At 62.8% G+C, this 24,676-nt stretch carries 25 protein-coding genes; 11 read left to right on the forward strand and 14 right to left on the reverse strand.

The features are described from left to right. Window positions 1–390: 390 nt before the first annotated feature. Window positions 391–717 (forward strand): hypothetical protein, encoded by a 327-nt coding sequence (locus AWH62_RS11260; protein WP_075190607.1) that lies wholly within the window; start codon window positions 391–393, stop codon window positions 715–717. 131 nt (window positions 718–848) lie between these two features. Beyond that, on the forward strand, window positions 849–1,994 hold the full coding sequence (locus AWH62_RS11265) for a PLP-dependent aspartate aminotransferase family protein (RefSeq protein WP_075190608.1): 1,146 nt from the start codon (window positions 849–851) through the stop codon (window positions 1,992–1,994). 27 nt (window positions 1,995–2,021) lie between these two features. Here the strand turns inward: AWH62_RS11265 and AWH62_RS11270 are convergent, their stop codons facing one another. From AWH62_RS11270 to AWH62_RS11280, 3 genes are read right to left on the reverse strand one after another with little or no spacing between them, the layout of a single operon-like run. Continuing rightward, the gene (locus AWH62_RS11270) at window positions 2,022–2,651 is read right to left on the reverse strand and encodes a trimeric intracellular cation channel family protein (RefSeq protein ID WP_075190609.1); all 630 of its coding nucleotides are present in this window, start codon (window positions 2,649–2,651) and stop codon (window positions 2,022–2,024) included. Then, window positions 2,648–3,175, reverse strand: a complete 528-nt coding sequence (locus AWH62_RS11275; protein WP_075190610.1) for a hypothetical protein — start codon at window positions 3,173–3,175, stop codon at window positions 2,648–2,650. The genes AWH62_RS11270 and AWH62_RS11275 overlap by 4 nt, the downstream gene beginning before the upstream one ends. Beyond that, window positions 3,172–4,050: an NAD(P)-dependent oxidoreductase gene (locus AWH62_RS11280; RefSeq protein ID WP_075190611.1), complete on the reverse strand. Its 879-nt coding sequence runs from the start codon at window positions 4,048–4,050 to the stop codon at window positions 3,172–3,174. The genes AWH62_RS11275 and AWH62_RS11280 overlap by 4 nt, the downstream gene beginning before the upstream one ends. A gap of 61 nt (window positions 4,051–4,111) precedes the next feature. On the opposite strand from AWH62_RS11280, the gene AWH62_RS11285 reads away from it, so the two are divergent. Next, window positions 4,112–6,436, forward strand: coding sequence for a penicillin acylase family protein (locus tag AWH62_RS11285; protein WP_083635161.1), 2,325 nt, complete (start codon window positions 4,112–4,114; stop codon window positions 6,434–6,436). Here AWH62_RS11285 and AWH62_RS11290 read toward each other — a convergent pair. Then, on the reverse strand, window positions 6,418–6,882 hold the full coding sequence (locus AWH62_RS11290; RefSeq protein WP_075190612.1) for a flavin reductase family protein: 465 nt from the start codon (window positions 6,880–6,882) through the stop codon (window positions 6,418–6,420). The genes AWH62_RS11285 and AWH62_RS11290 overlap by 19 nt on opposite strands. A 100-nt stretch (window positions 6,883–6,982) precedes the next feature. On the opposite strand from AWH62_RS11290, the gene AWH62_RS11295 reads away from it, so the two are divergent. Continuing rightward, window positions 6,983–7,906, forward strand: coding sequence for a flagellar motor protein MotB (locus AWH62_RS11295; protein WP_075190613.1), 924 nt, complete (start codon window positions 6,983–6,985; stop codon window positions 7,904–7,906). Here AWH62_RS11295 and AWH62_RS11300 read toward each other — a convergent pair. Beyond that, window positions 7,903–8,385, reverse strand: a complete 483-nt coding sequence (locus tag AWH62_RS11300; RefSeq protein ID WP_075190614.1) for an SRPBCC domain-containing protein — start codon at window positions 8,383–8,385, stop codon at window positions 7,903–7,905. The two genes, AWH62_RS11295 and AWH62_RS11300, sit on opposite strands and share 4 nt — an antisense overlap. Continuing rightward, a complete protein-coding gene (locus AWH62_RS11305; protein WP_075190615.1) occupies window positions 8,378–8,716 on the reverse strand; it encodes a helix-turn-helix transcriptional regulator in 339 nt (112 codons plus the stop codon). The genes AWH62_RS11300 and AWH62_RS11305 overlap by 8 nt, the downstream gene beginning before the upstream one ends. Window positions 8,717–8,972: 256 nt before the next feature. Between AWH62_RS11305 and AWH62_RS11310 the strand changes: the two genes are divergently transcribed. From AWH62_RS11310 to AWH62_RS11335, 6 genes are read left to right on the forward strand one after another with little or no spacing between them, the layout of a single operon-like run. After that, a complete protein-coding gene (locus tag AWH62_RS11310; protein ID WP_233128311.1) occupies window positions 8,973–10,781 on the forward strand; it encodes an SLC13 family permease in 1,809 nt (602 codons plus the stop codon). Between the two features lie 38 nt (window positions 10,782–10,819). Further along, window positions 10,820–11,584, forward strand: coding sequence for an arginyltransferase (locus tag AWH62_RS11315; protein WP_075190617.1), 765 nt, complete (start codon window positions 10,820–10,822; stop codon window positions 11,582–11,584). 36 nt (window positions 11,585–11,620) lie between these two features. Continuing rightward, on the forward strand, window positions 11,621–12,742 hold the full coding sequence (locus AWH62_RS11320) for a TRAP transporter substrate-binding protein (RefSeq protein WP_075190618.1): 1,122 nt from the start codon (window positions 11,621–11,623) through the stop codon (window positions 12,740–12,742). Between the two features lie 2 nt (window positions 12,743–12,744). Beyond that, window positions 12,745–13,524, forward strand: a complete 780-nt coding sequence (locus tag AWH62_RS11325; protein WP_075190619.1) for a TRAP transporter small permease subunit — start codon at window positions 12,745–12,747, stop codon at window positions 13,522–13,524. A gap of 3 nt (window positions 13,525–13,527) precedes the next feature. Then, window positions 13,528–15,120 (forward strand): TRAP transporter large permease subunit, encoded by a 1,593-nt coding sequence (locus AWH62_RS11330; protein ID WP_075190620.1) that lies wholly within the window; start codon window positions 13,528–13,530, stop codon window positions 15,118–15,120. A 10-nt stretch (window positions 15,121–15,130) separates the two neighbouring features. After that, entirely contained in the window at window positions 15,131–16,297 is a 1,167-nt protein-coding gene (locus tag AWH62_RS11335) for an AI-2E family transporter (RefSeq protein WP_075190621.1), read from the forward strand. Window positions 16,298–16,301: 4 nt separating this feature from the next. Here AWH62_RS11335 and AWH62_RS11340 read toward each other — a convergent pair whose 3' ends face one another. From AWH62_RS11340 to AWH62_RS11360, 5 genes are all read right to left on the reverse strand, one after another. Next, window positions 16,302–17,120 (reverse strand): hypothetical protein, encoded by an 819-nt coding sequence (locus AWH62_RS11340; protein WP_075190622.1) that lies wholly within the window; start codon window positions 17,118–17,120, stop codon window positions 16,302–16,304. A 337-nt stretch (window positions 17,121–17,457) separates the two neighbouring features. Further along, entirely contained in the window at window positions 17,458–18,477 is a 1,020-nt protein-coding gene (locus tag AWH62_RS11345; protein WP_075190623.1) for a M48 family metallopeptidase, read from the reverse strand. A 3-nt stretch (window positions 18,478–18,480) separates the two neighbouring features. After that, on the reverse strand, window positions 18,481–19,032 hold the full coding sequence (locus AWH62_RS11350; RefSeq protein ID WP_075190624.1) for a LemA family protein: 552 nt from the start codon (window positions 19,030–19,032) through the stop codon (window positions 18,481–18,483). A 75-nt stretch (window positions 19,033–19,107) separates the two neighbouring features. Beyond that, the gene (parC, locus tag AWH62_RS11355; protein WP_075190625.1) at window positions 19,108–21,384 is read right to left on the reverse strand and encodes a DNA topoisomerase IV subunit A; all 2,277 of its coding nucleotides are present in this window, start codon (window positions 21,382–21,384) and stop codon (window positions 19,108–19,110) included. 93 nt (window positions 21,385–21,477) lie between these two features. Then, window positions 21,478–22,167, reverse strand: a complete 690-nt coding sequence (locus tag AWH62_RS11360; RefSeq protein ID WP_075190626.1) for a glutathione S-transferase family protein — start codon at window positions 22,165–22,167, stop codon at window positions 21,478–21,480. Between the two features lie 60 nt (window positions 22,168–22,227). Here AWH62_RS11360 and AWH62_RS11365 point away from each other — a divergent pair, with 60 nt between their 5' ends. Further along, window positions 22,228–22,668, forward strand: coding sequence for a MarR family winged helix-turn-helix transcriptional regulator (locus AWH62_RS11365; RefSeq protein WP_075190627.1), 441 nt, complete (start codon window positions 22,228–22,230; stop codon window positions 22,666–22,668). Window positions 22,669–22,742: 74 nt separating this feature from the next. Here the strand turns inward: AWH62_RS11365 and AWH62_RS11370 are convergent, their stop codons facing one another. The 3 genes from AWH62_RS11370 to AWH62_RS11380 all read right to left on the reverse strand — a co-directional run bounded on the left by AWH62_RS11370 (window position 22,743) and on the right by AWH62_RS11380 (window position 24,665). Continuing rightward, window positions 22,743–23,495 (reverse strand): SDR family oxidoreductase, encoded by a 753-nt coding sequence (locus AWH62_RS11370; RefSeq protein ID WP_075190628.1) that lies wholly within the window; start codon window positions 23,493–23,495, stop codon window positions 22,743–22,745. A gap of 182 nt (window positions 23,496–23,677) precedes the next feature. Next, window positions 23,678–24,370 (reverse strand): nucleotidyl transferase AbiEii/AbiGii toxin family protein, encoded by a 693-nt coding sequence (locus AWH62_RS11375; protein WP_075190629.1) that lies wholly within the window; start codon window positions 24,368–24,370, stop codon window positions 23,678–23,680. Further along, on the reverse strand, window positions 24,363–24,665 hold the full coding sequence (locus AWH62_RS11380) for a hypothetical protein (protein ID WP_233128312.1): 303 nt from the start codon (window positions 24,663–24,665) through the stop codon (window positions 24,363–24,365). Before AWH62_RS11380 ends, AWH62_RS11375 begins: the two co-directional genes overlap by 8 nt. Window positions 24,666–24,676 lie beyond the last annotated feature (11 nt).

Genomic DNA, 24,676 nt, shown 5'->3' on the forward strand with positions numbered 1-24,676 from the left:
CGACGCCGGAAAACCCAAAAAACTCGCCCTCATCGCCGTCGCCCGAAAACTCCTCATAACCCTCAACGCTATCATCCGAGACCAACGCCCATTCCAGGCCTGATCAAAACAGTTGCCCGCCATCCGTCCGGCCTTCGCCGGACATACTGCGGGGATGACAAGTGTACCGGGAAGGAAGGATTGCGCATGCCGTGCTCATCCCGTCGCAAATGACCTGCCGAGAGACAGCATCCCGACCCTTGCCAGGAATCAAAATAGAGTATGCCGAACCCCAGTAATCCACAAAATATAGCGGGATGACGCTTGTGTCACCCGTAACACAGGCCTACCGTCCGTCATGTGTTGTGGTTCACGAGCGTTGTTTCAAACAAGCACTCTGGGGAGACACACATGTCGCTGGACAAAATTCTCTATGCCGTCGCTGCACTCGCCGCGATTGTTTTCGCCTTCATCTCGTTCGAATTCACCGGGCTCATCCTGGCCATTCTCGGCCTGGCTTGCGGCTTCTTCGTGAAGGGTGATCATCGCCGCGGCCTGTTGATCGCCGCGATCTTCCTGATGGCCGGCGGGGCGGGCGCCCTCGGTGGCATTCCGGCCGTCGGTGAGTATCTGACCGCCATCTTCACCAATTACGGCGCCGTACTCGCGGCCGCCTCACTCATGGTTATCGTGATGGCAACAGCCGAGCGTCTCGTGCCAGGCATGTCGGGCGACTGAGACCCGTCAGCCAACCTGACATCCACAGAGCTCCGGGCCGTTCGCCCGGGGCTCTTTTCGTTGGGGCGCGATTGACCTCGCGCCCGCGCCTGCCTAGTCAGCCTTCACCGTTTTGGATCAGGTAACACCGCATGCCCAACGCCCCGACCCGCACCACCCTCACCGTCCAGGCCATGCACGCCATCGACCAGCTGACCGGCGCCGTCGTCCCGCCCGTCCATCCGGCAACGACCTATGCGCGCGGTTCAGACAATCAGCTGATCGGCGAGCAAGATTATCGCCGCCCCTCCGGTCCGACCGAGAAACAGGCGGCGCGGGTCCTGGCAATGCTGGAGGGCGCGCCGGAGGCAAAGCTCTTCTCTTCCGGCATGGCCGCCATCGCGGCGGTGATGGAGAGCGTGCCCACGGGCGGGCATGTGATCGCCCAGACCGAAATGTATTACGGCGCCAAATTGCTGATGCAACGGGCGGCGGAGAAGAAGCGGATATCGCTCAACCTCGTCGCCCCCGGCGACCTGCACGCCCTCACCGCCGCCGCCCGGCCCGACACCGATCTGATCTGGATCGAAAGCCCGGCCAACCCGTCCTGGGCGGTCGTCGATATCGCCAAGACGGCCGATATCGCCCATGCGGTCGGAGCGACACTGGCGGTCGATTCAACCTGCGCCCCGCCCTGCACCACCCAGGCCCTGGCGCTGGGCGCCGATATCGTCATGCATTCGGCAACCAAATACCTCAACGGCCATTCCGATGTGCTGGCCGGCGTTTTGGCGACGCGGGAGGTCAATGAGCGCTGGACCGAGATCGGCGAGATTCACTCCAAGACGGGCGCGGTGCCCGGTGCATTCGAGACCTGGCTTCTGATCCGGGGCCTGCGCACACTCTGGGTCCGCTTCGAGCGGCAAAGTACCAGTGCATTGGCCATCGCCGAGGCGCTGCAGGGCGCGGACGGGCTTGAGGCCGTCCTCTATCCGGGCCTGGCGGACCATCCCGGACATGCAATCGCGGCACGTCAGATGACGAACGGTTTTGGCGGCATGCTCTCGCTGCACATCGCAGGTGGCTACGAGGCCGCGGCCCGTTTTGCGGCGTCGACACGGATCTTCACCCAGGCGACCTCGCTGGGCGGCGTGGAAAGCCTCGTCGAACATCGCAAACCGATCGAGGGGCCGGACAGTCCGGTGGCCGACAATCTGGTGCGGCTGTCAGTCGGACTGGAGGACGCAGCCGACCTGCTCGCCGACATCCGCCAGGCGCTCCGTCACGGGCGGATTTAAAGCCTGTCGACCGCCTGCAACCCAGCCTTACTCACCCAGCTTGATCGCCGGCAGCGACCATTTGAACTGGATCGCGCAGCCGCGCAGGACCAGCGCCAGAAGTGCCGAGCCAAGCGTGACCAGGCTCGCATTGAAGCCCAGCGCCATGCCGCCGACATAGGCCGCCGCCCCGGCCAAGGCGGCGAGCGCATAAATGTCTTCACGCAGGACCAGCGGCACATCATTGACGATGATATCGCGCAGCAGACCGCCAAAGGCCGCACTCATCATCCCGGTCAAAAGCGCGATCGTCCAATGGGCGCCGGCGGCCAGACCGGCCTGGGCACCCAGCACGCAAAAGACCGACAGCCCGATCGCATCGGCCCAGATCAGGGCGGCGCGGCGGGTGGCGATGGCCTGCGCCCAGGGCGAGGTAAAATAGCCCAGCAGCGCGCCGAAGACGGCAACCAGCAGGTATTTCGGTTCGACGATCCAATAGACCGGCAATGAGCCGAGCAGGATGTCGCGCAGCGTTCCGCCACCCATGCCGGTCACCGCGCCGATGATCACCGCTCCAAACGGATCAAGGGATTTGCGTGCCGCCAGCATGCCGCCCGAATAGGCGAAAAAGCCGATGCCAGCATAATCGAGGACGATGAAGAGGAGCTCGATGCTCACGCGCTTTCAGCTCCCGCCTGCGCCCGCTTGAGCGCGCGGCGGGCCTTTTCCAGATCCAGCAGATCGGCGAGGTCACGGGCGCGCCAGGCCGCCGCCATCATCACGCCGCTGACCAGCATCCAGGCCCCGATGATGAAGATCAGCGTATCGAGACGGGCAAAACCGAGGCTTTCCCAAATGCCGGGGTCCAACTCGGAGATGCCGAATACTGCGGCCACAGGGATCGAAACAATGATAAGCGCCGTGGAGCGGAAAATACGCTCGGCCCGCTCGGCATTGAGGCGCGCCCAGTCCGCAAGGAAGATAATTTGCGCCTCATCCAGCCCGCCGAGCAGGCCGAGGCCGAGCTTCCAGTGCCGCGACCGCATCAGCGTACTCATCTGGTCATTGGTCACCTGATAGAGCATCCGCTTGGAAAAGCCTGCAAACACGATCAGGCGCCAGACGGCAAACAATTGGGTCAGCCGTTTCCACACGCCCATCACGACGGGATCATTGGCGATATGGCCCTGCGGTTCGCTCATGCCTCGCTCCCGCCTTTTGGACGCTCCAGCCGCGCAATCAGGCTCGACGTGTCCCAGCGATTGCCGCCCATGGCCTGCACGTCGGCATAGAATTGATCGACCTGGGCTGCGACCGGCAGCGTGGCGCCATTGCGGCGCGCTTCATCCAGCGTGATGCGGAGGTCCTTGCGCATCCAGTCGATGGCGAAGCCATAGTCGAACTTGCCGGCGACCATGGTCTCCCAGCGGTTTTCCATCTGCCAGGATTGGGCCGCGCCCTTGGAGATCGCGTCGATCACCAGGGCTGGATCAAGACCGGCGCGCTGGGCAAAGTGCAGGCCTTCCGACAGGCCCTGCACAATACCGGCAATGCAGATCTGGTTGACCATTTTGCAAAGCTGGCCGGACCCGGCCGGTCCGATCAGGGAAATCGCCTTGGCGTATGCGTCCATGACGCGTTCGGCAGCGGCAAATGTGTCCGCCTCACCGCCGCACATGATGGCGAGCTGTCCGTTCTCGGCACCAGCCTGACCGCCGGAGACCGGCGCATCAATGAAGCCGATACCGGCATCGCGTGCTTCAATGTCCAGCTCGCGGGCCAGTTCCGCCGAGGCCGTGGTGTGGTCAACCAGAACCGATCCCGGCTTCATCGCGGGTATCGCCTGTTCGGCGACAAGCCGTACATCGGGATCATCGCCAAGGCACATCAAGACGAAATCAGCGTCGCCGACCGCGGCCTCCACCGTATCAGCGGCAACGCCAGGATGCCGCGACGCCCAGTCCGTGGCCTTGCCGGCGGTGCGGTTCCAGACCGTCACCTGATGACCGGCAGCCGCGAGATGTCCGGCCATCGGGTAGCCCATTACGCCCAGACCCAAAAACGTACAGCGTGCCATTGCGCTCTCCCCAATCATCTCGCCCCTTGCTAGTCTTCTCGCGAATGGGGAGCAAGTCATCATGATCAAACGTGTTCTGCGCTATCTCGGCTGGGCGGTCGGAGGACTTGTCGCGCTTGTCCTCGTTGGCGCCCTGATCTTTGCCAACCGGCTCTATGCCTCCCTGCCCCAGACGACCGGCACGATGGAAATGGCCGGGCTTGAGGCCGAGGCCAGCATCGTGCGTGACGGGTATGGCGTGCCGCACATCTTCGCGCAGACCGATCATGACGGGTTTTATGCCATGGGGGTGGCCCACGCCCAGGACCGGCTCTGGCAGATGGAAATCACCCGCCGCGCCCTGCGTGGCAGACTGGCGGAAATCCTCGGCGAACCCGGTCTCGACACCGATATTTTCTTCCGCACGATGGGACTGGGCGCGGCGGCCGACACAGCCGTCGAAAATCTGCCCGCCGATGTCCGGGCCGCGCTGCAGGCCTATGCCGATGGCGTCAATGCGGTCATGGCAGCGCCCGGCTTCGTGCCGCCACCGGAATTCCAGATCCTGATGTTTGCACCGGAACCCTGGCAGCCGGCCGACACCGTTGTGGTTTACAAGGCGATTGCGCTCGACCTGTTCGGCAATGCGTTCCAGGAACCGGCAATGGCAGCCCTGGTTGACCATCTGGGCGAACAGCGCGCCGCCGAATTCATTGGCCGCTATCCCGATGACGCGCCGCGCTCGCTGAGCATGGCCGATATCGGTATCGAGGCGACCGACTTGCCGCCGGCGCAGGAGCCCGCGCCCATGGTGGGGCCTGAAGACACTGGTCGCGACGGCTCGAACAATTGGGTTCTGGCCGGGTCGCGGACCACAAGCGGCCTGCCAATCCTCGCCAATGACCCGCATCTGGGCCTCGCAGCTCCGGCGATCTGGTATCTGGCTCGCCTGACCACGCCGAACGGCTCCGTTGTCGGCGCCACCCTGCCCGGCACACCTTTTGTCACCCTGGGCCGCACCGATGAGATCGCCTGGGGCTTTACCAATACCGGACCCGATGTCGGTGACCTTCACCCGGTTACCGAAGCCGATGTAACCGGTCAGCGCGAGGAGCATATCCGCGTGCGCTTTGGCGAGGACGTGATCATCCAGCGCCGCGAAACCGCGACCGGCCCTGTGCTCGACCCGAAAAATTTCAATTATCCCGTGCCCGAAGGCAGCGATTTCTTCGCGCTTCAGTGGATGCTCGACGAACCCGATGACGCCACGACCGGCGTCGGCTTGCACATTATCGAGGCCGATGACTGGGACGGTTTTGTTGCCGCTGTTCGCGGCTTTGTCGCCCCGCAGCAGAACATGGTCTTCGCCGACCGCGACGGTGATATCGGCTTTTACGCACCGGCCCGTATCCCGGTCCGCGACGAGGCCGGCAATTGGGTCTCCACCATCCCCTTCGAGGAGCTGCCGCACACGCTGAACCCGGACCGCGGCTTCGTCGCCACCGCCAACAACAAGATCGTGCCGGACGATTACCCGCACTACATCACGTCGGAATGGTATGGCGTGTCACGCATCCGCCGGATTTACGAGGGCATCGAGGAGCAGCCCGTCCACGATCTCGACAGCATGCAGGCGCTGCAGATCGATACGGTCAGCGACACCGCCCGCCGTCTCCTGCCGGTCCTGCTCGAGGCCGAACCAAGCAGTGAAGCAGGCCGGGCCGCCCTCGCCCTGTTGGCGGACTGGAATGCCGACATGGCCGTCGATCGGCCCGAACCGCTGATCTATTCCGCCTGGATGCGACAGCTCAGCCAGGACATTTATGGCGACGAGTTGGACGCCCTGATGCCACGCTGGCACGGCGACCGGCGTGTTTTCATGATGGATGTCCTGACCGGCGATCTGGGCCATTGGTGCGACAATCCAGGCGTGGCACGCACCGTGACCTGCCAGGACCTGACCGGGCCGGCTCTGGATCAGGCGATGTCAGCAGCCATGGCCGACTATGGCGATGATTTCACGGCCTGGCGCTGGGGTGATGTGCACTATGCCCGCCACGCCCACCGGCCCTTCTCGGACTTCCCGGTCCTGTCGGACTGGTTCACCATCACCACGCCGGTGCCGGGCGACGGGTCGACGGTCAATGTCGCCCACTACTCTTACCGCTCGCCGGGATATGATGTGTTCCATGGCGCCTCCTACCGGGCGCTCTACGACATGGCGGCACCGGACGCGTCGCGCTTCATGATCACGACAGGACAGTCCGGCAATGTGATGTCACGCCATTATGATGATCTGGCCCCGCTGTGGGGACGCGGTGAATACATCACCATTCCGACTGGTTGGACGCTGGAGACCATGCCCGAAGGCCTGTCCGTGCTGACCCTTCAGCCCGGCTCGCAATAGGTCGAGCGGTAAAAGACCAGGGCGGGCGCGTCGCGGGGTTCGTCGAACGCCATCACCCGGCCGACCATGATGTCATGGTCGCCGCCGGGATGGACGGCGTCCGCCTGGCAGGTGAAGCGGGCCACGGCACCATCGATCAACGGCACCAGATCGCCGCTCCAACCGGTGCGGCAGGCGACGAGATCAGCTTCCAGCGCACAGGCATGCGCCAACCCGGCCTGATCGGCCGCCAGGACATTGATACCCCAATGGGTCGCTTGCTCGAAAATGCCGTAGCGCTCGGTCGATGTCTCGATCGACCACAAGACCAGCGGCGGGTCCAGCGAAACCGAGGCGAAGGAATTCACCGTCATGCCGAGCGCCTTGCCGTCGACAAAGGCGGTGACAATGGCAACGCCAGTCGGGTAGCGCCCAAGCGCGTCGCGGAAAGAGCGGCTGTCGACCACGGCAAGTCCTCATCTGTTCCAGATCGGTTCGGGTTTTGAAACCGGACCTTAACGCTAACGGTCTACAAGACGCCTAGGTAAGTAAACAAGGTGGGTGGACATGGCAGCCTCTGATCGGCCGATTGTCATCAAGAAAGTCATCAAGGGCGGCGGCGGCGGCCATCATGGCGGCGCGTGGAAAGTCGCCTATGCCGACTTCGTCACCGCGATGATGGCTTTCTTCCTGCTGATGTGGCTGATCAACACCACCACGCCCGAGCAAAAGCGCGGCATTGCCGACTATTTCGCGCCCGCCAGCGTATCACCGTCGAACTCCGGTTCCGGCGCCCCGCTTGCCGGCACATCGCCGGGTGATGATGGCGTCCAGGGCTCCGGCGACAGCTCGATGCGCCAGCGCCTGGCCCCGACTGCACCACAACTCAATGACCGTGACCGCCAGCAATCACCGGAGGGCTCGCCGGAAGCGGTCGAGAGCGAATCCACGGTGATGGCCACCGCCATGGCCGAAGCGCGCCAACGCCGCGATGCAGCCGAACTGCATTCAGCCGCCATGTCGCTGCGCCAGGCGATGCAGGACATGCCGGAGCTGGCAGAATTGTCCAATCACGTCCTGATTGACGAAACGCCGGAAGGCCTGCGTATCCAGCTGGTCGACCAGGAAGGTCGGCCGATGTTTGACCCGGGTGCCGTCACGCCCAATGAGCGGGCCATCACCCTCCTGCGCGCCGTTGCCCGGATCGCGGAACGCCTGCCCAACCGCTTGTCGATCGCCGGCCACACCGACAGTGCGCCCTCGGCACCGGGCGCGGACTACACGAATTGGGAACTCTCGGCCGACCGCGCCAACGCCTCCCGCGCCGTTCTGCAGCGCGCCGGCATCACCGATGACCGCATTTACGAGGTGCGCGGCAAGGCCGGCTCGGAACCACTCTATCCGGACGATCCCTACATGCCCGGCAATCGCCGCATCTCGGTCGTCCTTCTGCGTGAAGCGCCGGTCCTGCCCAGCGGGCATGAACTCTAGCCGCCAGAAAACTGCCCTGCGAGCTTGTCGAAGGCCTGCATCCAGCCGCCTTCACCCGCGCTGCCTGCCGGAACGCCGACGTGGACCATCGTCATCAGGGTCTGGTCGCCGCTTTGCGTCAGTTCGACGATGACCTCGGTGACGTCAGGACTGCCCTCCGGCATGCCCATGGATTGCGGTGACAAGATATTGCCCTCCGCATCACACATGCTTTCCGTGTAGCGCAGGCGGCGCGGCGCCGAAATTTCCGTGAAGACGCCTGTGAACCACAGGCTCATCGTCCGATCCGGACGCTGCATCTCCATACAGATTTTCCGTATTCCGCCGACTTCCAAGTCCATGTGAGCAAACGGAACAGAAAAGCCCATCGGCCCGTACCATTGCTTGAACAAGTCCGGATCGGTCCACATTTTCCACACCGTCTCAAGCGGCGCATCGAAACGCCGTTCGATTTTCACCCAGTCCTTCACATCAGTCATCGGCCTTGCCTTTCATGGTTTCAATGGCGCGGGTCATGGCGTCGAACCTTGCCTGCCAGATATGCCGGTATTGGTCGGCCCAGCCCGCGACCGCCTCAAGCGGCTCCGGCTCCAGATGGCAGGGCCGGAACTGGGCCCGTTTGCCCCGGGAGATGATACCGGCCGCCTCCAGCACGCGCAGGTGTTTGGAGATCGCCGGCAAACTCATATCGAAGGGCTCTGCCAACTCGTTGACCGTCGCGTCCTGCTCGGCAAGCCGGGCCAGTATCTGCCGGCGAACAGGATGCGCCAGGGCGCCGAACACGGCGTCGAGAGGGTCAGAATCAGCCATGCCCACAAATTAAACTAATTAGTTAATTAATCAATTGGTTTATTTTTACTGGGCGCGCCACAATGGCAACGAGGCCGGACAAGCCACGCATGCCGCCCCAGCAGCCCTGGCAGGAAAACCGTATCGACCTGCAACTCGTCACATGAAAGGCTTCGCAAGCGCCCAAGCCACATGCTAGCGTTTTGCATGGACATATCGGGTCCATGGATTCCAACAAATCGCGATGATTGAATCAGCGTCACTTGATGCGTGGCAAATGTGGGCAATTCTCGGCGGGTTATCGCTGGCGATTGCCTTTTATGTCTGGGACCGCTTCCCGATCGAGATCGTTTCGGCCTCGATCGTGGCAGTCCTGATGGCCTTCTTCCATCTCTTCCCGCTGGAGACGAGCAACCCCACGACAGCAGACCTGCTGGCCGGTTTTGCCAATCCGGCCCTGATCACCATTCTGTGCTTGTTGATCGTCGGCCAGGGCATTTTCCAGACCGGCGCCATGGAAGGCCCGACCCAGCGGCTGCTCAACGCCTACGACCAGCACCCCAAGGCGACGCTGGTGGGAATGTTCGCCTTCGTCTTCGTGATCAGTGCCTTCATCAACAACACGCCGGTTGTGGTGATGTTCGTGCCGATCCTCGTGGCGATCGCCAAGCGGATGGAGAAAAGCCCGTCCAAACTTCTGATCCCGCTGAGTTATATGTGCATTCTGGCCGGTATGACGACGCTGATCGGCTCGTCGACCAACCTGCTTGTGGCCGACACGCTGATGAATGTGACCGGCGAACAGCTGGCATTTTTCAGCCCGTCGATTCCCGGCCTTTTCCTGGCTGCGGTCGGCATTGTCTACATCATCTTCATCCTGCCCCACCTGCTGCCCGATCGCGCGTCGATGGAAAGCGAGATCGCCGGCGCAGGCGGCAAGCAATATATCGCGCAACTGGACGTCACCAGCGACCACCCGCTGGTTGGCAAGAAGCCGGTCGCCGGCATGTTCGCGGACCTGCCCGACATGACTGTCCGGATGATCCAGCGCGGCGAGCACGCCCTGCTCCCACCCTTCGACCAGATCGAGTTGAAGGCCGGGGATTTGGTGATCGTCGCTGCCACCCGGCAAACCCTGACAAACCTGCTGGCCAAGCGTGCCGATTTCATGCGCGGCATGCTGGAAGCCTCCGGTCCGGGCGACAATCCGACACCCGGCGACAATCTGGTGATGGCCGAAGCCGTCGTGGCGCCGGGGTCACGTGTCATTGGCCGCACCATCCAGCAGATCGGCTTTCGTCATACGACCGGCTGCGTTGTGCTCGGAATCCAGCGCCGCTCGCGCATGATCCGCTCGCGCATGGGCGAAATCCGCCTTGAGGCCGGTGACACACTCCTCCTGTTCGGCGCTTCCGGCTCGCTGCGCAGCCTGCGCGCCGACCGCGATCTGCTGGTCATGGAATGGGCCACCACATCGCTGGCCGATCCAAGACGCGCCAATTTCGCGCGTGCCATTTTCGGCGGGGTGGTGATCACCGCCGCGACCGGCATCCTGCCAATCATCCTCGCCTCCTTCCTCGGCGCCGTGGGAATGATCGTGGCCGGTTGTCTCAATACCCGCCAGGCGGCGCGCGCTTTTGACATGCGGGTCTACCTGTTGATTGGCTCGGCCATTGCACTGGGCACGGCCCTGCAAGTAACCGGCGGTGCTGACCTGCTGGCGACGGGCGTGGTTTCAGTTTTCGCGCCGTTCGGACCGATCGTCCTCATGTCAGCGCTCTTCCTGCTGGTCGCTGTACTGACCAATGTCCTGTCGAACAGCGCCACGGCCATCCTGTTCACCCCGATCGCGGTGGGTGCTGCCAACCAGATCGGGGCCGATCCGACACTCTTCGCGCTAACCGTGCTTTTTGCGGCCAACACCTGCTTTGCCACACCAATCGGCTATCAAACCAACCTACTCGTCATGGGGCCGGGTCATTACCGCTTTGCCGACTATTTGCGCGCCGGTACGCCGATGGTGGTTCTGTTCTGGATTGCTTTCACCGTCTATGTCAGCCTGCTCCATGTCTTCGGCATGGCTTAGGTCATGGTCGATCCTTCGAGCGGAAAGAGGCGAATGGCGTGACACACCCGTTTGCGACACGGCAAATCCCCTTCTTCCTGACGGCGTCCGGGCCGTGCCCCTATCTGCCGGGTCGGTTTGAACGCAAGGTCTTCACACGAATCGAGGTCAGTGAGGGTCCGGCTCTCAATGACGCCCTGACCCATGCCGGCTTTCGCCGTTCCCAAGGCGTGCTCTACCGCCCGGCCTGTGAAGCCTGCGATGCCTGCAAATCAGTGCGCATCGATGCCGAGGCCTTCGACTGGAAGCGGCGCTGGCGCAAGATTCTCAACCGCAATGACGATTTGCACGTATCGATCGATCAGCAGACCGCGACGATGGAACAGTTCGACCTGCTCTCACGCTATCTCGACAGTCGCCACGGCGATGGCGACATGGCCGGCATGTCGTTTGGCGAATACGTGATGATGGTCGAGGAAGGTGCCCAGCGCACCCATGTCACCGAATATCGTGACGGGCACGGCGTGCTGCGTGCGGCCGCCCTCACCGATGTCCTCAAGGACGGCTTGTCGCTGATCTACAGCTATTTCGATCCCGACTGGGATCGTCGCAGCCCGGGCGCCTACATGATCCTCGACGCTGTCCGCCAGGCGGAATTGGCCGGCCTGCCCTTCGTCTATCTAGGCTATTGGGTGAGCGAGAGCCGCAAGATGAATTACAAGGCGCAATACCAGCCGCTGCAAGTTTTGACGCCCTCGGGCTGGCAGCCGCATGCCGAACTCGCTAACCATGAGGACGAGGACGAATACGACGATTTCGACTGACCAAAAGCGTGCAGCGAAATCCCGGGGGAGACAGACATGGATCGACGCACATTCATCAGCGGCGGCGCCGTCGCTGCGGCCACGGTTGCCACGGCCTGCGGTGAAGCCGGGCAGGACACGTCCGGCGGCCCGGCGGCGCCGAACATCAATCGCGGCGTCACCCGCCTGCGCATGGTCACCACCTGGCCAGCCAATTTCCCGGGCCTGGGCACGGCCGCCAATAATGTCGCCGATTATATCAACCGCATGTCGGGCGGATCGCTGGAAGTGCGGGTCTATGCCGCCGGCGAGATCGTCTCGGCCTTCGAGGCCTTTGATGCCGTCTCCGAAGGCACCGCCGACATGTATCACGGCGCCGAATACTACTGGCAGGGCAAGTCGCCGGCCTTCAACTTCTTCACCGCCGTGCCGATGGGCATGACCGCTTATGAGATCATGGGCTGGGTCGAGACCGGTGGTGGTCAGGCTCTGTGGGACGAGTTGTCGGCCCAGTTCAACATCAAGCCCTTCCAGGCCGGCAATTCCGGTCACCAGATGGGTGGCTGGTTCAAGCGCGAGATCAATTCACTGGAGGACTTCCGCGGCCTGCGCATGCGTATCCCCGGCCTCGGCGGCAATGTGCTGCGCGAGTTGGGCGGCGCGGCGGTGACCCTGTCCGGCGGCGAGATCTATCCGGCCCTGCAATCGGGCGCGATTGACGGTACCGAATGGGTCGGTCCGTGGAATGACCTCGCCTTCGGCTTTTATCGCGAAGCGCCCTATTATTACGGCCCGGGCTTCCACGAGCCGGGCTCCTGCCTCGGTGTCGGGATCAACAAGACAGTCTGGGACGGTCTGGCCAGCGACCATCAGGCGATCATCGCCTCGGCCTGTCGCACGGCCAACAATATCTCGATCGCCGAATTCCAGTACCAGAATGGCCTCGCGCTCGACGTGCTGGTCAATGAGCACGGTGTCGAGCTGCGCCAATTCTCCGACGAAATCTGGACCCGGATCGGCGAAATCTCCGAACAGGTCGTCGCCGACACCGGCAATGCCGATGACATGACCCGCCGCGTTTATGAAAGCTATCTGGCGGCGCGTGACACCATGCGCAGCTGGGGCCGAATCTCCGAAATGCCCTACATGGTCCAGCGCGAGCGGGTCCTGGGCCGCTGATCATGCGCAAGGGTGACGGTCTTCTGCTGGCGCTGATCGCCCTGTCGCTGGGCCTGATGCTGGTCGACATGGCGACCGGCGGCAATGTGTCGGATTGGTCCCGCGCGCATCTGCCCGGGTTGGCCCAATCGGCCGGCGGCTGGATCGGCCGGATCGGTGTCTGGCTGTCGCCCCTCCTCCTGCTGCCACTGTTATCGGGCGTGCTGGGACGTTTTGTGGCATTGCCGACCTCGCTCTGGTCGCTCGGAAGCCGGGCCGTCGACCTGATCGACAGCCTGACCGAGCAGATCGCCGGAGCGGCGCGCTGGTTCGCGCTCGGCTTGGTGCTGGCAACCGCGATCATCGTCATCCAGCGCTATGTTTTCGGCTATGCCTCGACCAAGCTGGCCGAGAGCGTGATCTACATGCATGCTGGCCTTTTCCTCTTGTCCTCCGGCAGCGCGCTCCTGCATGGCGCTCATGTCCGGGTCGATGTTTTCTTCGCCAAGATGAGCGAGCGCGGGAAAGCCTGGGTCGATCTCCTGGGGACGTATCTCGCCTTGATGCCGATGAGCGCACTCATCCTGTGGTCCTCGACCGGTTATCTGGGGTCGACCTGGCGCATCCTGGAAAGTTCACGCGAAAGCGATGGACTGGCCTTCGTCTTTCTCCTGAAAACCGCCATCCCGCTCTTTGCCATCCTGATGATCCTGCAGGGGTTTTCCATGGCCGCCCGGGCTGCGATGACGCTGGCCGGACAAGCCTCGCCGGCCCTGCCGGCGACCGGCGCGCGGGAGGTCTGAGTCATGGCCCTGTTCATCGAACTCCTGCCCTTCGCGATGTTTCTCGCAGCCTTTGCCGCCCTTTTGCGCGGCTATCCGGTTGCCTTCACCCTCGCCGGCGTCGCCCTCGCCTTTGCCCTGATCGGCATGGCCATCGGCGAGTTCGACCCGATCCATTTCCGCGCCTTCCCGCAACGCATCTACGGCAATCTGATGGAGATGGACCGCTCCATCCTCGTCGCCGTGCCGCTCTTCGTCTTCATGGGCGTGATGCTGGAAAAATCCAAGATCGCTGAGGAACTGCTCGAAGCGATGGGCGCCCTCTTCGGCACGATGCGCGGCGGGCTGGGCATTTCCGTGGTCATCGTCGGCGGCCTGCTGGCGGCCTCGACCGGGATTGTCGGCGCGACGGTGGTGACGATGGGGCTTTTGTCACTGCCGACCATGCTCAAGCGCGGCTATGACCCGGCCCTCGCAACCGGCACGATTGCCGCCTCGGGCACGCTGGGCCAGATCATCCCGCCCTCCATCGTGCTGGTCCTGCTCGGCGATCAAATATCGAACGCCTACCAGGAAGCCCAGCGCGCCCAGGGCATCTTCTCACCGGACATTGTCTCGGTCGGTGACCTGTTCGCCGGCGCGCTCATCCCCGGCATCCTGCTGGTGACGCTCTATATCGGCTACCAGATCGTGATGGCGATCATGAAGCCCGACAGCGCTCCCGCCGCACCGGCGGAAGGCGAAGTCTCGATCGCCGGCCTGATGCATGCGCTGGTGCCGCCACTGGCGCTAATCATCGGCGTGCTCGGATCGATCCTCACCGGGCTGGCAACCCCAACAGAGGCGGCCGGTGTCGGCGCAGTCGGGGCAACCTTCATCGCGGCCGCGCGCAATGCCGGGCGCGACAGCAATCCCAGGCTTGGCCAGATCGTCAGCTATCTCGGCCTCGCCGCCCTGCTCGGCCTGATCGCCTTGGTCGTGTTTGCCAATATCGGCGCCGAGCGCCGCCTCTATGTCACGGATCTGGGGACGCTGGGCGGCCTTGTGACCGGCGTCCTGGTGACCCTCACCCTGCTCGGCGCCGGCTGGAGCCTGGTCCGGCTGAAGCGCTCCGGCGTGCTCGACGAGGTGATGAGCTCGACCGCCATGATCTCGGCCATGGTCTTCGTGATCCTGATCGGCGCCTCGCTGTTCTCGCTGATCTTCAGGGAGCTGGGTGGCGATGACACCGTGGCCGCTGCGCTCGAGGCGGTTCCGGGCGGCGTGTTCGGCGCCGTCGCCGTGGTCATGCTGGTCATGTTCATCCTAGGCTTCTTCCTCGACTTCATCGAGATCACCTTCGTGGTGGTGCCGATCGTCGCGCCGATCCTGTTGATGATGGGCGTCGACCCGGTCTGGCTTGGCGTGCTGATGGCGATGAATTTGCAGACCAGCTTTTTGACGCCGCCCTTCGGTTTTGCACTCTTCTATCTGCGCGGCGTGGCACCCAAAGCGGTCAAGACCACCGACATCTATCGCGGCGCCATTCCCTTTGTGATCATCCAGATCCTGGCCATCATCGCCGTCGCCATTTTCCCATGGCTGGCCACCGGCCTGCCGGAGTGGCTGTACGGATAGGAGAGCCGGCATGACCCCGCTCCGCAAACTGGAACTCCAGCGCGGCTTCATTGCCGCCCTCGCCCTGATCATTTCGGGCATCTTCCTGTGGATGATCCGCGACTATCTCGCGGCGCTTTTCCTGGCCGGCGTGGTGACGCTTTTCCTGGCCAGACCGCATGACTGGCTGTCCACCAAGCTGGGTGAGCGCCGCGGCCTTGCTGCCGGCCTGCTGGTCGCCGGGGCTGTCCTGGCCTTCGTCATCCCCGCCGCCATTTTGATGGGCATTGTCGCCGAGCAGGCGATCGATGTGACCGGCATGGTCACACCCTGGGTGCAGGACCAGGTCAGCCAGATCCGCCAGGACGGGCTGGACGGCCTGCCTGACTGGCTGCCCTTCCGTGATGAGATGATCGAATACCAGGCCTCGATTACCGCCCAGATCGGCAATCTGGCCGGCACGGTCGGCCGCGTCCTGGTCAATTCCCTGCGCGCCGGCACGGGCGGTTTCCTGGTCGCGACTCTGAACTTTTTCATTCTTGTCTACGCGCTCTTCTTCTTCCTGATTACCGGCCGCCAGGCAGCGCGCTCTGCCGTGACCCTGCTGCCGATGACTGTGGAGTCTCGTGACCTGTTGGCCGAACGTGCGGTCTCGACCATTCGCGCCACGGTGAAGGGCTCCTTCCTGATCGCGCTGGTGCAAGGCGGGTTGACCGGAGTCGGCCTGTTCGTGGCCGGTGTGCCGGGTTCGATCTTCTGGGCCGCGGTCGCCGCCCTGCTCTCCATCATCCCGATGATCGGACCGCCGCTGATCTGGATGCCGGCCGCCATATGGCTGGGTGCCACCGGCCACCCCTTCGCCGCCGCCGGTCTGGCTGCCTGGGGTGCCATTGTGGTCTCGACCTCGGACAATGTCCTGCGGCCCATCCTGGTCGGCAAGGACGCCAAGATGTCCGATCTGATGGTGTTGATCTCGACGCTCGGCGGGCTGACCCTGTTCGGCGCCGTCGGCATCATCATCGGCCCGGTCATCGCGGCCCTATTCACCTCGGTCTGGTTCATTTTCCGAGAGAGCTTTGCGGGGCTGCTCGAGGATGCGGAGGCGGAAGAGGAAACCCTCGAGGAAAACCAGGACGAGATCGCACCACCGGACAGCGGGTCCGGTCCCGACGCCTCGAACAAACCGGTGACGGACTGACCCGTCAGCTCTCGCCGGTCCGGTCGAAACCCGCCTCAACCTCGCGCAGGAAACGGCTGACCTCGCGCATGCTGAGCGAGGCCGCCAAGGCATCGCATTCCAGCCGGGCCGTGTCGGAGTAATAACCCCGCATGGCGGAAATCGCGGTGCGATGGGCCGCAATATCGCCGGGCGGCGCGGCCCGCAAAAGCGCCTTGAACTCGGACAGGGCTTCGCGATCACTCGCGGTCGGCATTTCCAGCGCCGCAAACAAGGCGTCGACATAGTCAAGATAGAGTTCAGGCCGATTGCCGACGTGGTCCGGTGCGTGGCCGTCGAACAGATGGCCATAGGTTTCGCCATAGGCCTGACCAACCGGATTGGTATGGGCATAGCTGTCGCCCAGCGCATGGATCAAAAAGCCGGTCTGCCAGGAGGCCCGGGCTTCGGACCGGTTGCGCGCTTCAATCATGTTGGCCAGATCGAGCCGGCGTTGCGCAACGGCGGCCGGGTCCCCGCCATGCAGCGAATGCAGGACGGCATTGATCCGGTGCCGATAACCCCAGGCTCCGAATGAGGCCCAGACGCTGACCTGCGGCGCCGCATAGCGCATCGCCAGATCGTCGGCGGCCTGGTTGAAGAAGGCCAGCCGGGCCGCATCTTCGGAGCCATGCCCGGCGAGACGGGCAATCACATAGGTCGTCTCCTGATGCCCGTCACGCTGGTATTTCGGCTGAACATGGGCCTCCAGGCAATTGGGATTGAGGCTGCGATAGCCCGGCGTCGAGCAGGCCGCGAGCGCGGTGAGTGACACCAGTGCGGCCGTGCGAAGCAGAAATTTCATGTGGTTCGTCCCCCGGGCGTGAAGCGCCCTTTCGGGGAGGTTAGAGGGTGGGGCCGCTTCTGCCAAAGGATTGCCGCCTACTGCATGAAACACGTTCCCAACACTGCACCCATGGTCCAGCCATTTCGGTAAGTTCGCACTGCGCAGCGTGCAGGACTGATCCATAGATCGCTTGTCAGCCAGCAAGCCGCATCCTGTTTTCCAGCTCAAGGGTGAAACCGCGAAGCGGCCGCTGCGCGGCCCTTGACCTGGAAAACAGGATGCGGCGACGTCTCGGCAAGCGATTTAGGGACAGTTGCGCGCCCGGGCGCGATCAATGAACCATTTCTGCCTCGCCCTAGACCTCAGGCACAGCACTCACCGGCACGCGCCGCTTGCCGCCGGCGTGTTCGACCAGCATCTCGATGCGTTTTTCAATCGGCGGGTGGGTGGCGAAAACGCCCATGAAGCCGGACTTCGGATTTTCGATAAACATCTCGCGGACTTCGTCCGGTGAGTCCTCGATGTCGGAATTCCCGGAAATCTTCTCCAGCGCCGAGATCATGGCGTCAGGATTTCGGGTCAGCTCGACGGCGCCGGCATCGGCCATGTATTCGCGGCGGCGCGACAGGGAAAAGCGGATCATGATAGCGAGGAAATAGGCCACGGCGATGATCGCAATGGCGATCACGATGACCAGCCCGCCGCCGCGTCCGCCCGAACGGCGGTCGCCACCTGCGCGCATGCCCATCCAGAACATGCGGCGAAACATGATCTCGGCGACAAAGGAGATGATGCCGACAAAGATGATCGAGATGACCAGCAATCGCACATCCTGATGCCGGATATGCGAAAGCTCGTGAGCCAGGACGGCCTCCAGCTCGGCCTTGTTGAGCCGCTGCATCAGACCGCGGGTCACAGTGACCGTATATTGCCCCTCGCGGACACCCGAGGCGTAGGCATTGAGCGCACCGCTTTCGATCACGGCCAGTTTCGGCATGGTCAGCCCGCGTGAGATGCACAGGTTTTCCAGCAGATTATAGAGTTCCGGCTCGTCCTTCCGCGTCACCGAATGCGCACCGGTCGCGGCATTGATCATGGCCTGATGGCCAAACCAGGCGATGATGAACCAGACACCGGCAATCCCCAGTGACCAAGCCGCGATCATCGGCAAGCGGGAGATTTCCGACGTCAGGAAATTAGTCCCGCCCCCGTCCTTGCCGGCTTGCGGATAGGACGGGTCGCCAAATCCGGTCATCAGGATCGTCAGGGCATAGCCAATGGCGATCAGAAGCACCGGAAAGGCGGCGAGCAGGAAAACCGACCGCAGATTATTGTTCCAGATATGGGTGCGGAGCCCTGTTGCGCCGCCCAACATGACTTAGAACTGCACCTTCGGAGCGCCGCGTTCGGCTTCACCGACTTCGAAATATTCGCGCTGTTTGAAGCCCATCGAATTGGCAATCACCACGGCCGGGAATTGCTCGGTCGAGGTGTTGTACTCGTTGACGGCGTTGTTGAAGAAGCGGCGGGCGGCAGCGATCTTGTTTTCCAGATCGGACAGCTCGGCCTGGAGCTGCATAAAATTCTGGTTGGCCTTGAGGTCGGGATAGGCTTCCGACAGGGCGAACAGCTGGCGCAGCGCACCGGACAGCATGTTCTCGGCGCCGGCCAGATCCTTCACCGAGGTCGCATCAATCGCGGTCTGGCGCGCCTTGATGACGTTTTCCAGCGTCTCTTTCTCATGGCTGGCATAGCCCTGGACGGTGCTGACCAGATTGGGCACGAGATCATGGCGCTGTTTCAGCTGGACATCGATATCGCCCCAAGCCTGGTTGCAGGTCTGCCGCAGCGCGACCAGCCGGTTGTAGACCATGACCAGAAACACGCCGAGGGCGATGATCACGAGCAAAAGAATGAGGCCGGTATCCATGCCTGTCTCTCCTTGAGGGGCAAAACTGAAACAAACCCAACGCCCGGACCGGGCGCTGCGCTTTCAAATCACTACCTATTCCGCTTTCGCCTGTGAAGCGAGGAATTCCGAACCGCGGGGCGAAAAACGGAGCGAGCGCGGGAAACCGCGCGGCGCCATCTTGCCAGCCTGGGCCCGTTTGGCGGTCCATAACAACCAGTCATCCAGATTGAAGCGGCGACCGGCACCGTCGAGCCAGGTCAGCCCGTCTTCGGCATTGAACACGGTGGCGTCGGCCAGCTTGGCCCCCTTGCCGCCCAGAAGGCGCACCCCCTTGCCGCGGCTCATGACCGGGATTTCCTCCAGTTCGAAGACCAGAAGCTTCTTGTTCTCGCCGATCAGGGCGACGCGATCGCCAGTCGCCGGAATACACAGGAAGGCCTCGTCGCCCTCAGCCAGGTTGAGGATCTGCTTGCCGCCCTTCTTCAGGGCCAGGCAATCCTTCTCTTGGACGCGGAAACCGGAATTGCCATCGGATGCCACCAGAAGCGTGCGTTCGGGGTCATATTTGAACAGGCCGATCGGGGCGGCATCGTCAGGCAGGTCGACATGCAGTCGCACCGGCTCGCCATGACCGCGACCACCGGGCAGTTTGGACGCTTCCAGCGTGTAGAATTTGCCATCGGTGGCGAACATCAACAATCGGTCGGTCGTCTCGCATTTGACCGCGAAGGCGGACTTGTCGCCCTCCTTGAACTTCAGCTCGGTGACATCGTTGATATGGCCCTTCAGCGCCCGCACCCAGCCGCGCTCGGACAGGACGGCGGTGATCGGTTCGCGGACCACAAAGGCTTCAATCGGCGCTTCACCGGATATTTCGGGCGCCTTGTCGAACACGGTGCGACGTTTGCCCAGAGGTGTGGTCTCGGCATAAATCTCGCCCAGATGAACCACTTCGCTGCGGACCTTGTCCCATTGCAGCGCGGTCGACCCGATCAATTCTTTCAGCGTCTTGCGCTCGCCGCGAAGATTCTCGTCCTCCTTGCGGATTTCCAGCTCTTCCAGCTTGCGCAAGGCGCGCAGGCGCATGTTGAGGATGGCTTCGGCCTGACGCTCGGTCAGCTCGAAATGGGCCATCAGCTTGGCCTTGGGCTCATCCTCGAAGCGGATGATGCGGATCACCTCATCGAGATCGGCATAGACGATGAGATAGCCGGCCAGCACTTCCAGCCGATCCTCGACCTTGGCCAGACGCGTCGTGGCCCGGCGGACCGCGACCTCGCGGCGATGCTCGAGCCAGATTTGCAGCACTTCGCGCAGACTCATCACCCGTGGCACGCCGTTCGGGTCGAGCACATTGAGGTTCAGCGAGACGCGGGTTTCCAGATCGGTCAGCTTGAACAGGCTCTCCATGAGCATGTCCGGATCGACCAGCTTGGATTTCGGCTCGAGCACGAGGCGGATATCCTCGGTACTCTCATCGAGCACATCATCGAGCAGCGGCAGTTTCTTGGCGTCCATCAACTGGGCGATGCGTTCGACCAGCTTGGATTTTTGCACCAGATACGGGATCTCGGTGACCACGATGCGCCACATGCCGCGGCCGATATCTTCCTTCTCCCACTTGGCCCGCACGCGGAAGCCGCCGCGCCCGGTCTCATAGGCGGAACGGATCGCTTCGGGCGGTTCGACAATCGTGCCGCCGGTCGGCAGGTCCGGCCCCTTGATATGTTTCAGCAGCGCTTCGGTTTCGGTCTCCGGATTGTCGATCAGCGTCATCGCGGCGGCGCAGATCTCGGCGACATTGTGCGGCGGAACCGAGGTCGCCATGCCGACAGCAATACCGGTCGAGCCATTGGCCAGGAGGTTGGGGAAAGCGCCGGGCAGGACCAGCGGTTCACGCTCGGAGCCGTCATAGGTCTCCTCGAAATCAACCGTGCCCTGGTCGATATCCTGCAGCAGCAGTTCCGCCGCCTTGGTCAGACGGGCTTCGGTGTAACGCATGGCGGCCGCGCCATCGCCGTCGATATTGCCGAAATTGCCCTGCCCTTCGACCAGGGGATAGCGCGAGGCAAAATCCTGGGCCAGGCGGACCAGCGCCTCATAGACCGACTGGTCGCCATGCGGGTGGTATTTACCGATCACGTCACCGACCACACGGGCCGACTTCTTGAACGCCTGGTCCGGGTTCAGCTTCAGCTCACGCATGGCGTAGAGAAGACGCCGGTGGACCGGTTTCAGGCCATCGCGGGCATCGGGCAGCGCCCGCTGGGTGATCGTCGAGAGCGCATAGGCGAGATATCGCCGGGACAAGGCCTCGTCGAATTTCTCTTCAATGATATGCCCGCCGTCGGGATCAAAATGATCGCCCATCGTCCACCGCCTCGTGATTCGGAGACGATCAGTATAGCGAACCGGGCTTGCGTGGCAGGACCCAGTCGCAGGCTTTGCTGTGGGGAACCGGTATCAGACCGCCTCTAGCTGCGCGCCCAGCAGAGTCGATACATAACTCTCACGTTGGACGAGAAATTCCCGCAAACGAACCGGGTAATCGCCCGCTACGGCATCGCGCACAGAGGAGCGGTCCGCCAGCGCCTGACGCCAGCGCGTCACCGGGCCAAGACCGGTGAAAACACCGAAATCACCGATCGCGTCGAATATGTCGAAATAACGGAAGATTGGCGCATAGACCGCATCAACGAGGGAAAAGTCCGGCCCGGCAAAATACGGACCTTCGCCCAGCACACCGGCCAGTCGCGCGAAATTCAGCGACAGCGCATCCGCCTTGTCCTGAAAACCCTGTCGGTCCGGCGCGTTGTAAAGGCCGGCAATGAGCGCAAGCTGGGCGGAGCCGAATTCGATCCAGGCGCGGTGGCGGGCCCGGTCCAGCGTGTCGCCTGGATGCAGTCGCGGTTCGAACCTGTCTTCCAGATATTCGAGGATCACGGCCGATTCAAAGACCGGCACCCCGTCGACCAGCAGGACCGGTACCTTGCCCAACGGTGAAATGCCCAAAAACCAGTCAGGCTTGTTCGCAAGGTCGATATCGACCCGTTCGAAGGGTATCCGCTTCTCGAAAAGTGCAATGGCCACCCGTTGGGCATAGGGGCAGAGTTTGTGGCTGATCAACCGGAGTTGCGGCTTTATGGTGGACATCGGACTTCCCTTTCATGCAGATGCATGGAAAATAGGATGCGCGAAACTATATGCAAGTGCATGGAACAGAAAATTTCATCTTCAATTGCCAAAATTGGCGCCTGGGTTGCGCTCAACCGCGCCTGGACACGCATTTCCGGCGCGGTGGAGGCGCAACTGAAACGCGCCGGCCATCCGCCGCTCGCCTGGTATGACGTGTTGTGGGAGCTGGAAAAGGCCGATGCTTGTTGCCTGCGTCCGATCGAGCTGGAAGCCCGCCTCCTGATCCGGCAGCACAATCTCTCCCGCCTTCTCACCCGGATGGCGACGGCCGGCCTGGTCAAAAAACTCAGCTGTCCCGAGGACGGGCGCAGCCTGCGTATCGAGCTGACGCCGGCCGGACGGCAAACCCGCAAGGCCATGTGGGAGGTCTATCAGCCCGCCCTGGATGCAGCGCTGGAGGGGCTGGCGCCCGCCGAAGCGCGGCAACTCGCCGAACAGCTTGACCGTTTGGGCAAGTAAGCGCGCCGGCCAAGGTGCGAACACGGCCGCCGGTGACGGGAGGCTGGCGCGTACGCCGGTCTCCCGCCCCTGGCTCAGGCTTTCAGGATCGAGTTTCCGCCGTCTGCAAGGAAAGCGGTGCCGGTCACAAAGCTTGACTCCTCGCTGGCCAGGAACAGCGCCGCCCGGGCAATCTCGATCGGCTCGGCCATCCGTTTCAGGGCGTGGAAACTCGCGATCTGCGCGTGATAGTCCGGATCATCGCCCGCCATCGCGGTTTTCGTACCGCCGGGCAAGAGCGCATTGACCCGCACCCCGGCCTGCCCGAGCTCCACGGCCAAAGTCTGCACCAGGCCGATCAGGCCCGCCTTGCTGGCCGCATAGGCCCCCATGCCGGGTATGCCGATGGTGTGACCGACGAATGAACCGGTAAAGGTGATGGAACCGCCGCCGCGGGCCAGCATCGCCGGCACCTGGGCACAGGCCGCCAGGTGCGCACTGTCCAGATTGACTGCAAGCGTCTCGCGCCAGCCGGCTGCGCTGACCTCATGGGCCGGCCCCATTTCTCCCAGCGTCCCGGCATTGTTGAACGCAATGTCCAATCCGCCGAACCGGTCGCTGGCACGATTGACCATGGCGGCGTGGAATTCCGGGTCGACGACGTCGCCGACAACGCATTCCGCCTCGCCGCCGGCCTCGCGGATCCGCCCGGCAACGGCATCGAGTTCAACCGCCCGGCGCGCCCCCAGCACAAGACGCGCGCCCTCGCTGGCAAAGAGTTCCGCGGCCGCGGCACCAATGCCGCTGCTGGCCCCGGTAATGATGGCGGTTTTCTGTTTCAGTCGCATGCTCAATCTCCTGTTTGCGAACAAACGGAGTTGACCACCCGCCCCGGCGCCTCCCGACCCGATCCTTGTGATCACCGCGCATTTTACGTTTCTTGCGCCTAGAGCCGCCCCGCCCGCGGCAATTGCTTGTCGATTAGGCCTGGGCGCCGCGTTCAGGAAAACAATCGGTTACCAAGCGCCGTTCAGGCTTGCACGACAGGTCCACCGAATGTGTCCATGATTTCATCAGTGAGGCTAAGGTCCATGGCCATGTCTTGCATGCACATGCGGAGCCATTCAGGGTTTCGTATACCGGCCACAGCCGCATCGTAGGCGGCATCGATCGCCGAGCCATAGGCCGCGCGCGCTTTCGTCCACGCGGACTCGGGAATCGCCCCCCAACGGGACATCATCAATCCGAGGTCGATAATATCCCGGCTTCTCACGGCGCGGTCGGCATACCGGTCCGCATTGGCCAGCAATTTCTCGCAATACAGATCCTCGCGAGCCAATACCGGGACATCGAGTTGCCCGGTCATCGCGCCTGACAGGTCCACGCGGCCCTCGCGGATAATTTCGAACTTGATTTTGATGCCATCCACATCAAGCACAGTTCTGATCCCGTATTGATCGGCGCGTAGCTCGCAAAGCATGTCAATGCGCGCGCCCGGGTTCAGGAGCGGGGAAAATTGCCCCTTGAAGGTGAGTTCACGCAACCGCCGATACCCTTGCGCCGAAGCGCACCGAAAATCGACATCGACGCTTTCGCGATATTCGTCCAGCAACAGAACAATTGCCGTTCCACCGCCAAAATAACATTCGGCATCCTGCAGCAGGTCCGAATTGAATGCGGCAAGAAGCTTGGCGATCGCGTTGTGGTGAGCGCGCTTATACATTCATCGCGCCGTTGCCATAGCGGGCAACGAGGGTATCCAGCATCCGGTGTTCGTCGACAGTCAGTGCTTCGGGCACCACAAAGCGCCAATTCCGTTCGTAGATCGCAAGCGCATCCGCCCCGTCCAAAACCGCGTCAGCGGGACGGTTCCAGCAGAGTTGTTCCAACTGCGGATAGTCTTTAACCCGGACTTGCATCATCTTCCCTTTGCAGCCCTCAACATAAGCGATCTTGATGCCCGTTTCCATAGGCGGCTGTTTCACCCCGTAACGGACAGATTGAAGACCATCCTCCATTGCCCGGGAAG

The organism is Maricaulis sp. W15 (assembly GCF_001924955.1).
Classification (GTDB): Bacteria; Pseudomonadota; Alphaproteobacteria; order Caulobacterales; family Maricaulaceae; genus Maricaulis; species Maricaulis maris.

Excerpts from the sequence above, each read along its gene's own strand:
- AWH62_RS11260 (WP_075190607.1), top strand. The coding sequence starts at position 391 with ATGTCGCTGGACAAAATTCTCTATGCCGTCGCTGCACTCGCCGCGATT.
- AWH62_RS11265 (WP_075190608.1), top strand. The coding sequence starts at position 849 with ATGCCCAACGCCCCGACCCGCACCACCCTCACCGTCCAGGCCATGCAC.
- AWH62_RS11275 (WP_075190610.1), bottom strand. The coding sequence starts at position 3,175 with ATGAGCGAACCGCAGGGCCATATCGCCAATGATCCCGTCGTGATGGGC.
- AWH62_RS11280 (WP_075190611.1), bottom strand. The coding sequence starts at position 4,050 with ATGGCACGCTGTACGTTTTTGGGTCTGGGCGTAATGGGCTACCCGATG.
- AWH62_RS11285 (WP_083635161.1), top strand. The coding sequence starts at position 4,112 with ATGATCAAACGTGTTCTGCGCTATCTCGGCTGGGCGGTCGGAGGACTT.
- AWH62_RS11295 (WP_075190613.1), top strand. The coding sequence starts at position 6,983 with ATGGCAGCCTCTGATCGGCCGATTGTCATCAAGAAAGTCATCAAGGGC.
- AWH62_RS11300 (WP_075190614.1), bottom strand. The coding sequence starts at position 8,385 with ATGACTGATGTGAAGGACTGGGTGAAAATCGAACGGCGTTTCGATGCG.
- AWH62_RS11305 (WP_075190615.1), bottom strand. The coding sequence starts at position 8,716 with ATGGCTGATTCTGACCCTCTCGACGCCGTGTTCGGCGCCCTGGCGCAT.
- AWH62_RS11310 (WP_233128311.1), top strand. The coding sequence starts at position 8,973 with ATGTGGGCAATTCTCGGCGGGTTATCGCTGGCGATTGCCTTTTATGTC.
- AWH62_RS11320 (WP_075190618.1), top strand. The coding sequence starts at position 11,621 with ATGGATCGACGCACATTCATCAGCGGCGGCGCCGTCGCTGCGGCCACG.
- AWH62_RS11325 (WP_075190619.1), top strand. The coding sequence starts at position 12,745 with ATGCGCAAGGGTGACGGTCTTCTGCTGGCGCTGATCGCCCTGTCGCTG.
- AWH62_RS11330 (WP_075190620.1), top strand. The coding sequence starts at position 13,528 with ATGGCCCTGTTCATCGAACTCCTGCCCTTCGCGATGTTTCTCGCAGCC.
- AWH62_RS11335 (WP_075190621.1), top strand. The coding sequence starts at position 15,131 with ATGACCCCGCTCCGCAAACTGGAACTCCAGCGCGGCTTCATTGCCGCC.
- AWH62_RS11340 (WP_075190622.1), bottom strand. The coding sequence starts at position 17,120 with ATGAAATTTCTGCTTCGCACGGCCGCACTGGTGTCACTCACCGCGCTC.
- AWH62_RS11345 (WP_075190623.1), bottom strand. The coding sequence starts at position 18,477 with ATGTTGGGCGGCGCAACAGGGCTCCGCACCCATATCTGGAACAATAAT.
- AWH62_RS11350 (WP_075190624.1), bottom strand. The coding sequence starts at position 19,032 with ATGGATACCGGCCTCATTCTTTTGCTCGTGATCATCGCCCTCGGCGTG.
- parC (WP_075190625.1), bottom strand. The coding sequence starts at position 21,384 with ATGGGCGATCATTTTGATCCCGACGGCGGGCATATCATTGAAGAGAAA.
- AWH62_RS11360 (WP_075190626.1), bottom strand. The coding sequence starts at position 22,167 with ATGTCCACCATAAAGCCGCAACTCCGGTTGATCAGCCACAAACTCTGC.
- AWH62_RS11365 (WP_075190627.1), top strand. The coding sequence starts at position 22,228 with ATGGAACAGAAAATTTCATCTTCAATTGCCAAAATTGGCGCCTGGGTT.
- AWH62_RS11370 (WP_075190628.1), bottom strand. The coding sequence starts at position 23,495 with ATGCGACTGAAACAGAAAACCGCCATCATTACCGGGGCCAGCAGCGGC.
- AWH62_RS11375 (WP_075190629.1), bottom strand. The coding sequence starts at position 24,370 with ATGTATAAGCGCGCTCACCACAACGCGATCGCCAAGCTTCTTGCCGCA.
- AWH62_RS11380 (WP_233128312.1), bottom strand. The coding sequence starts at position 24,665 with ATGGAGGATGGTCTTCAATCTGTCCGTTACGGGGTGAAACAGCCGCCT.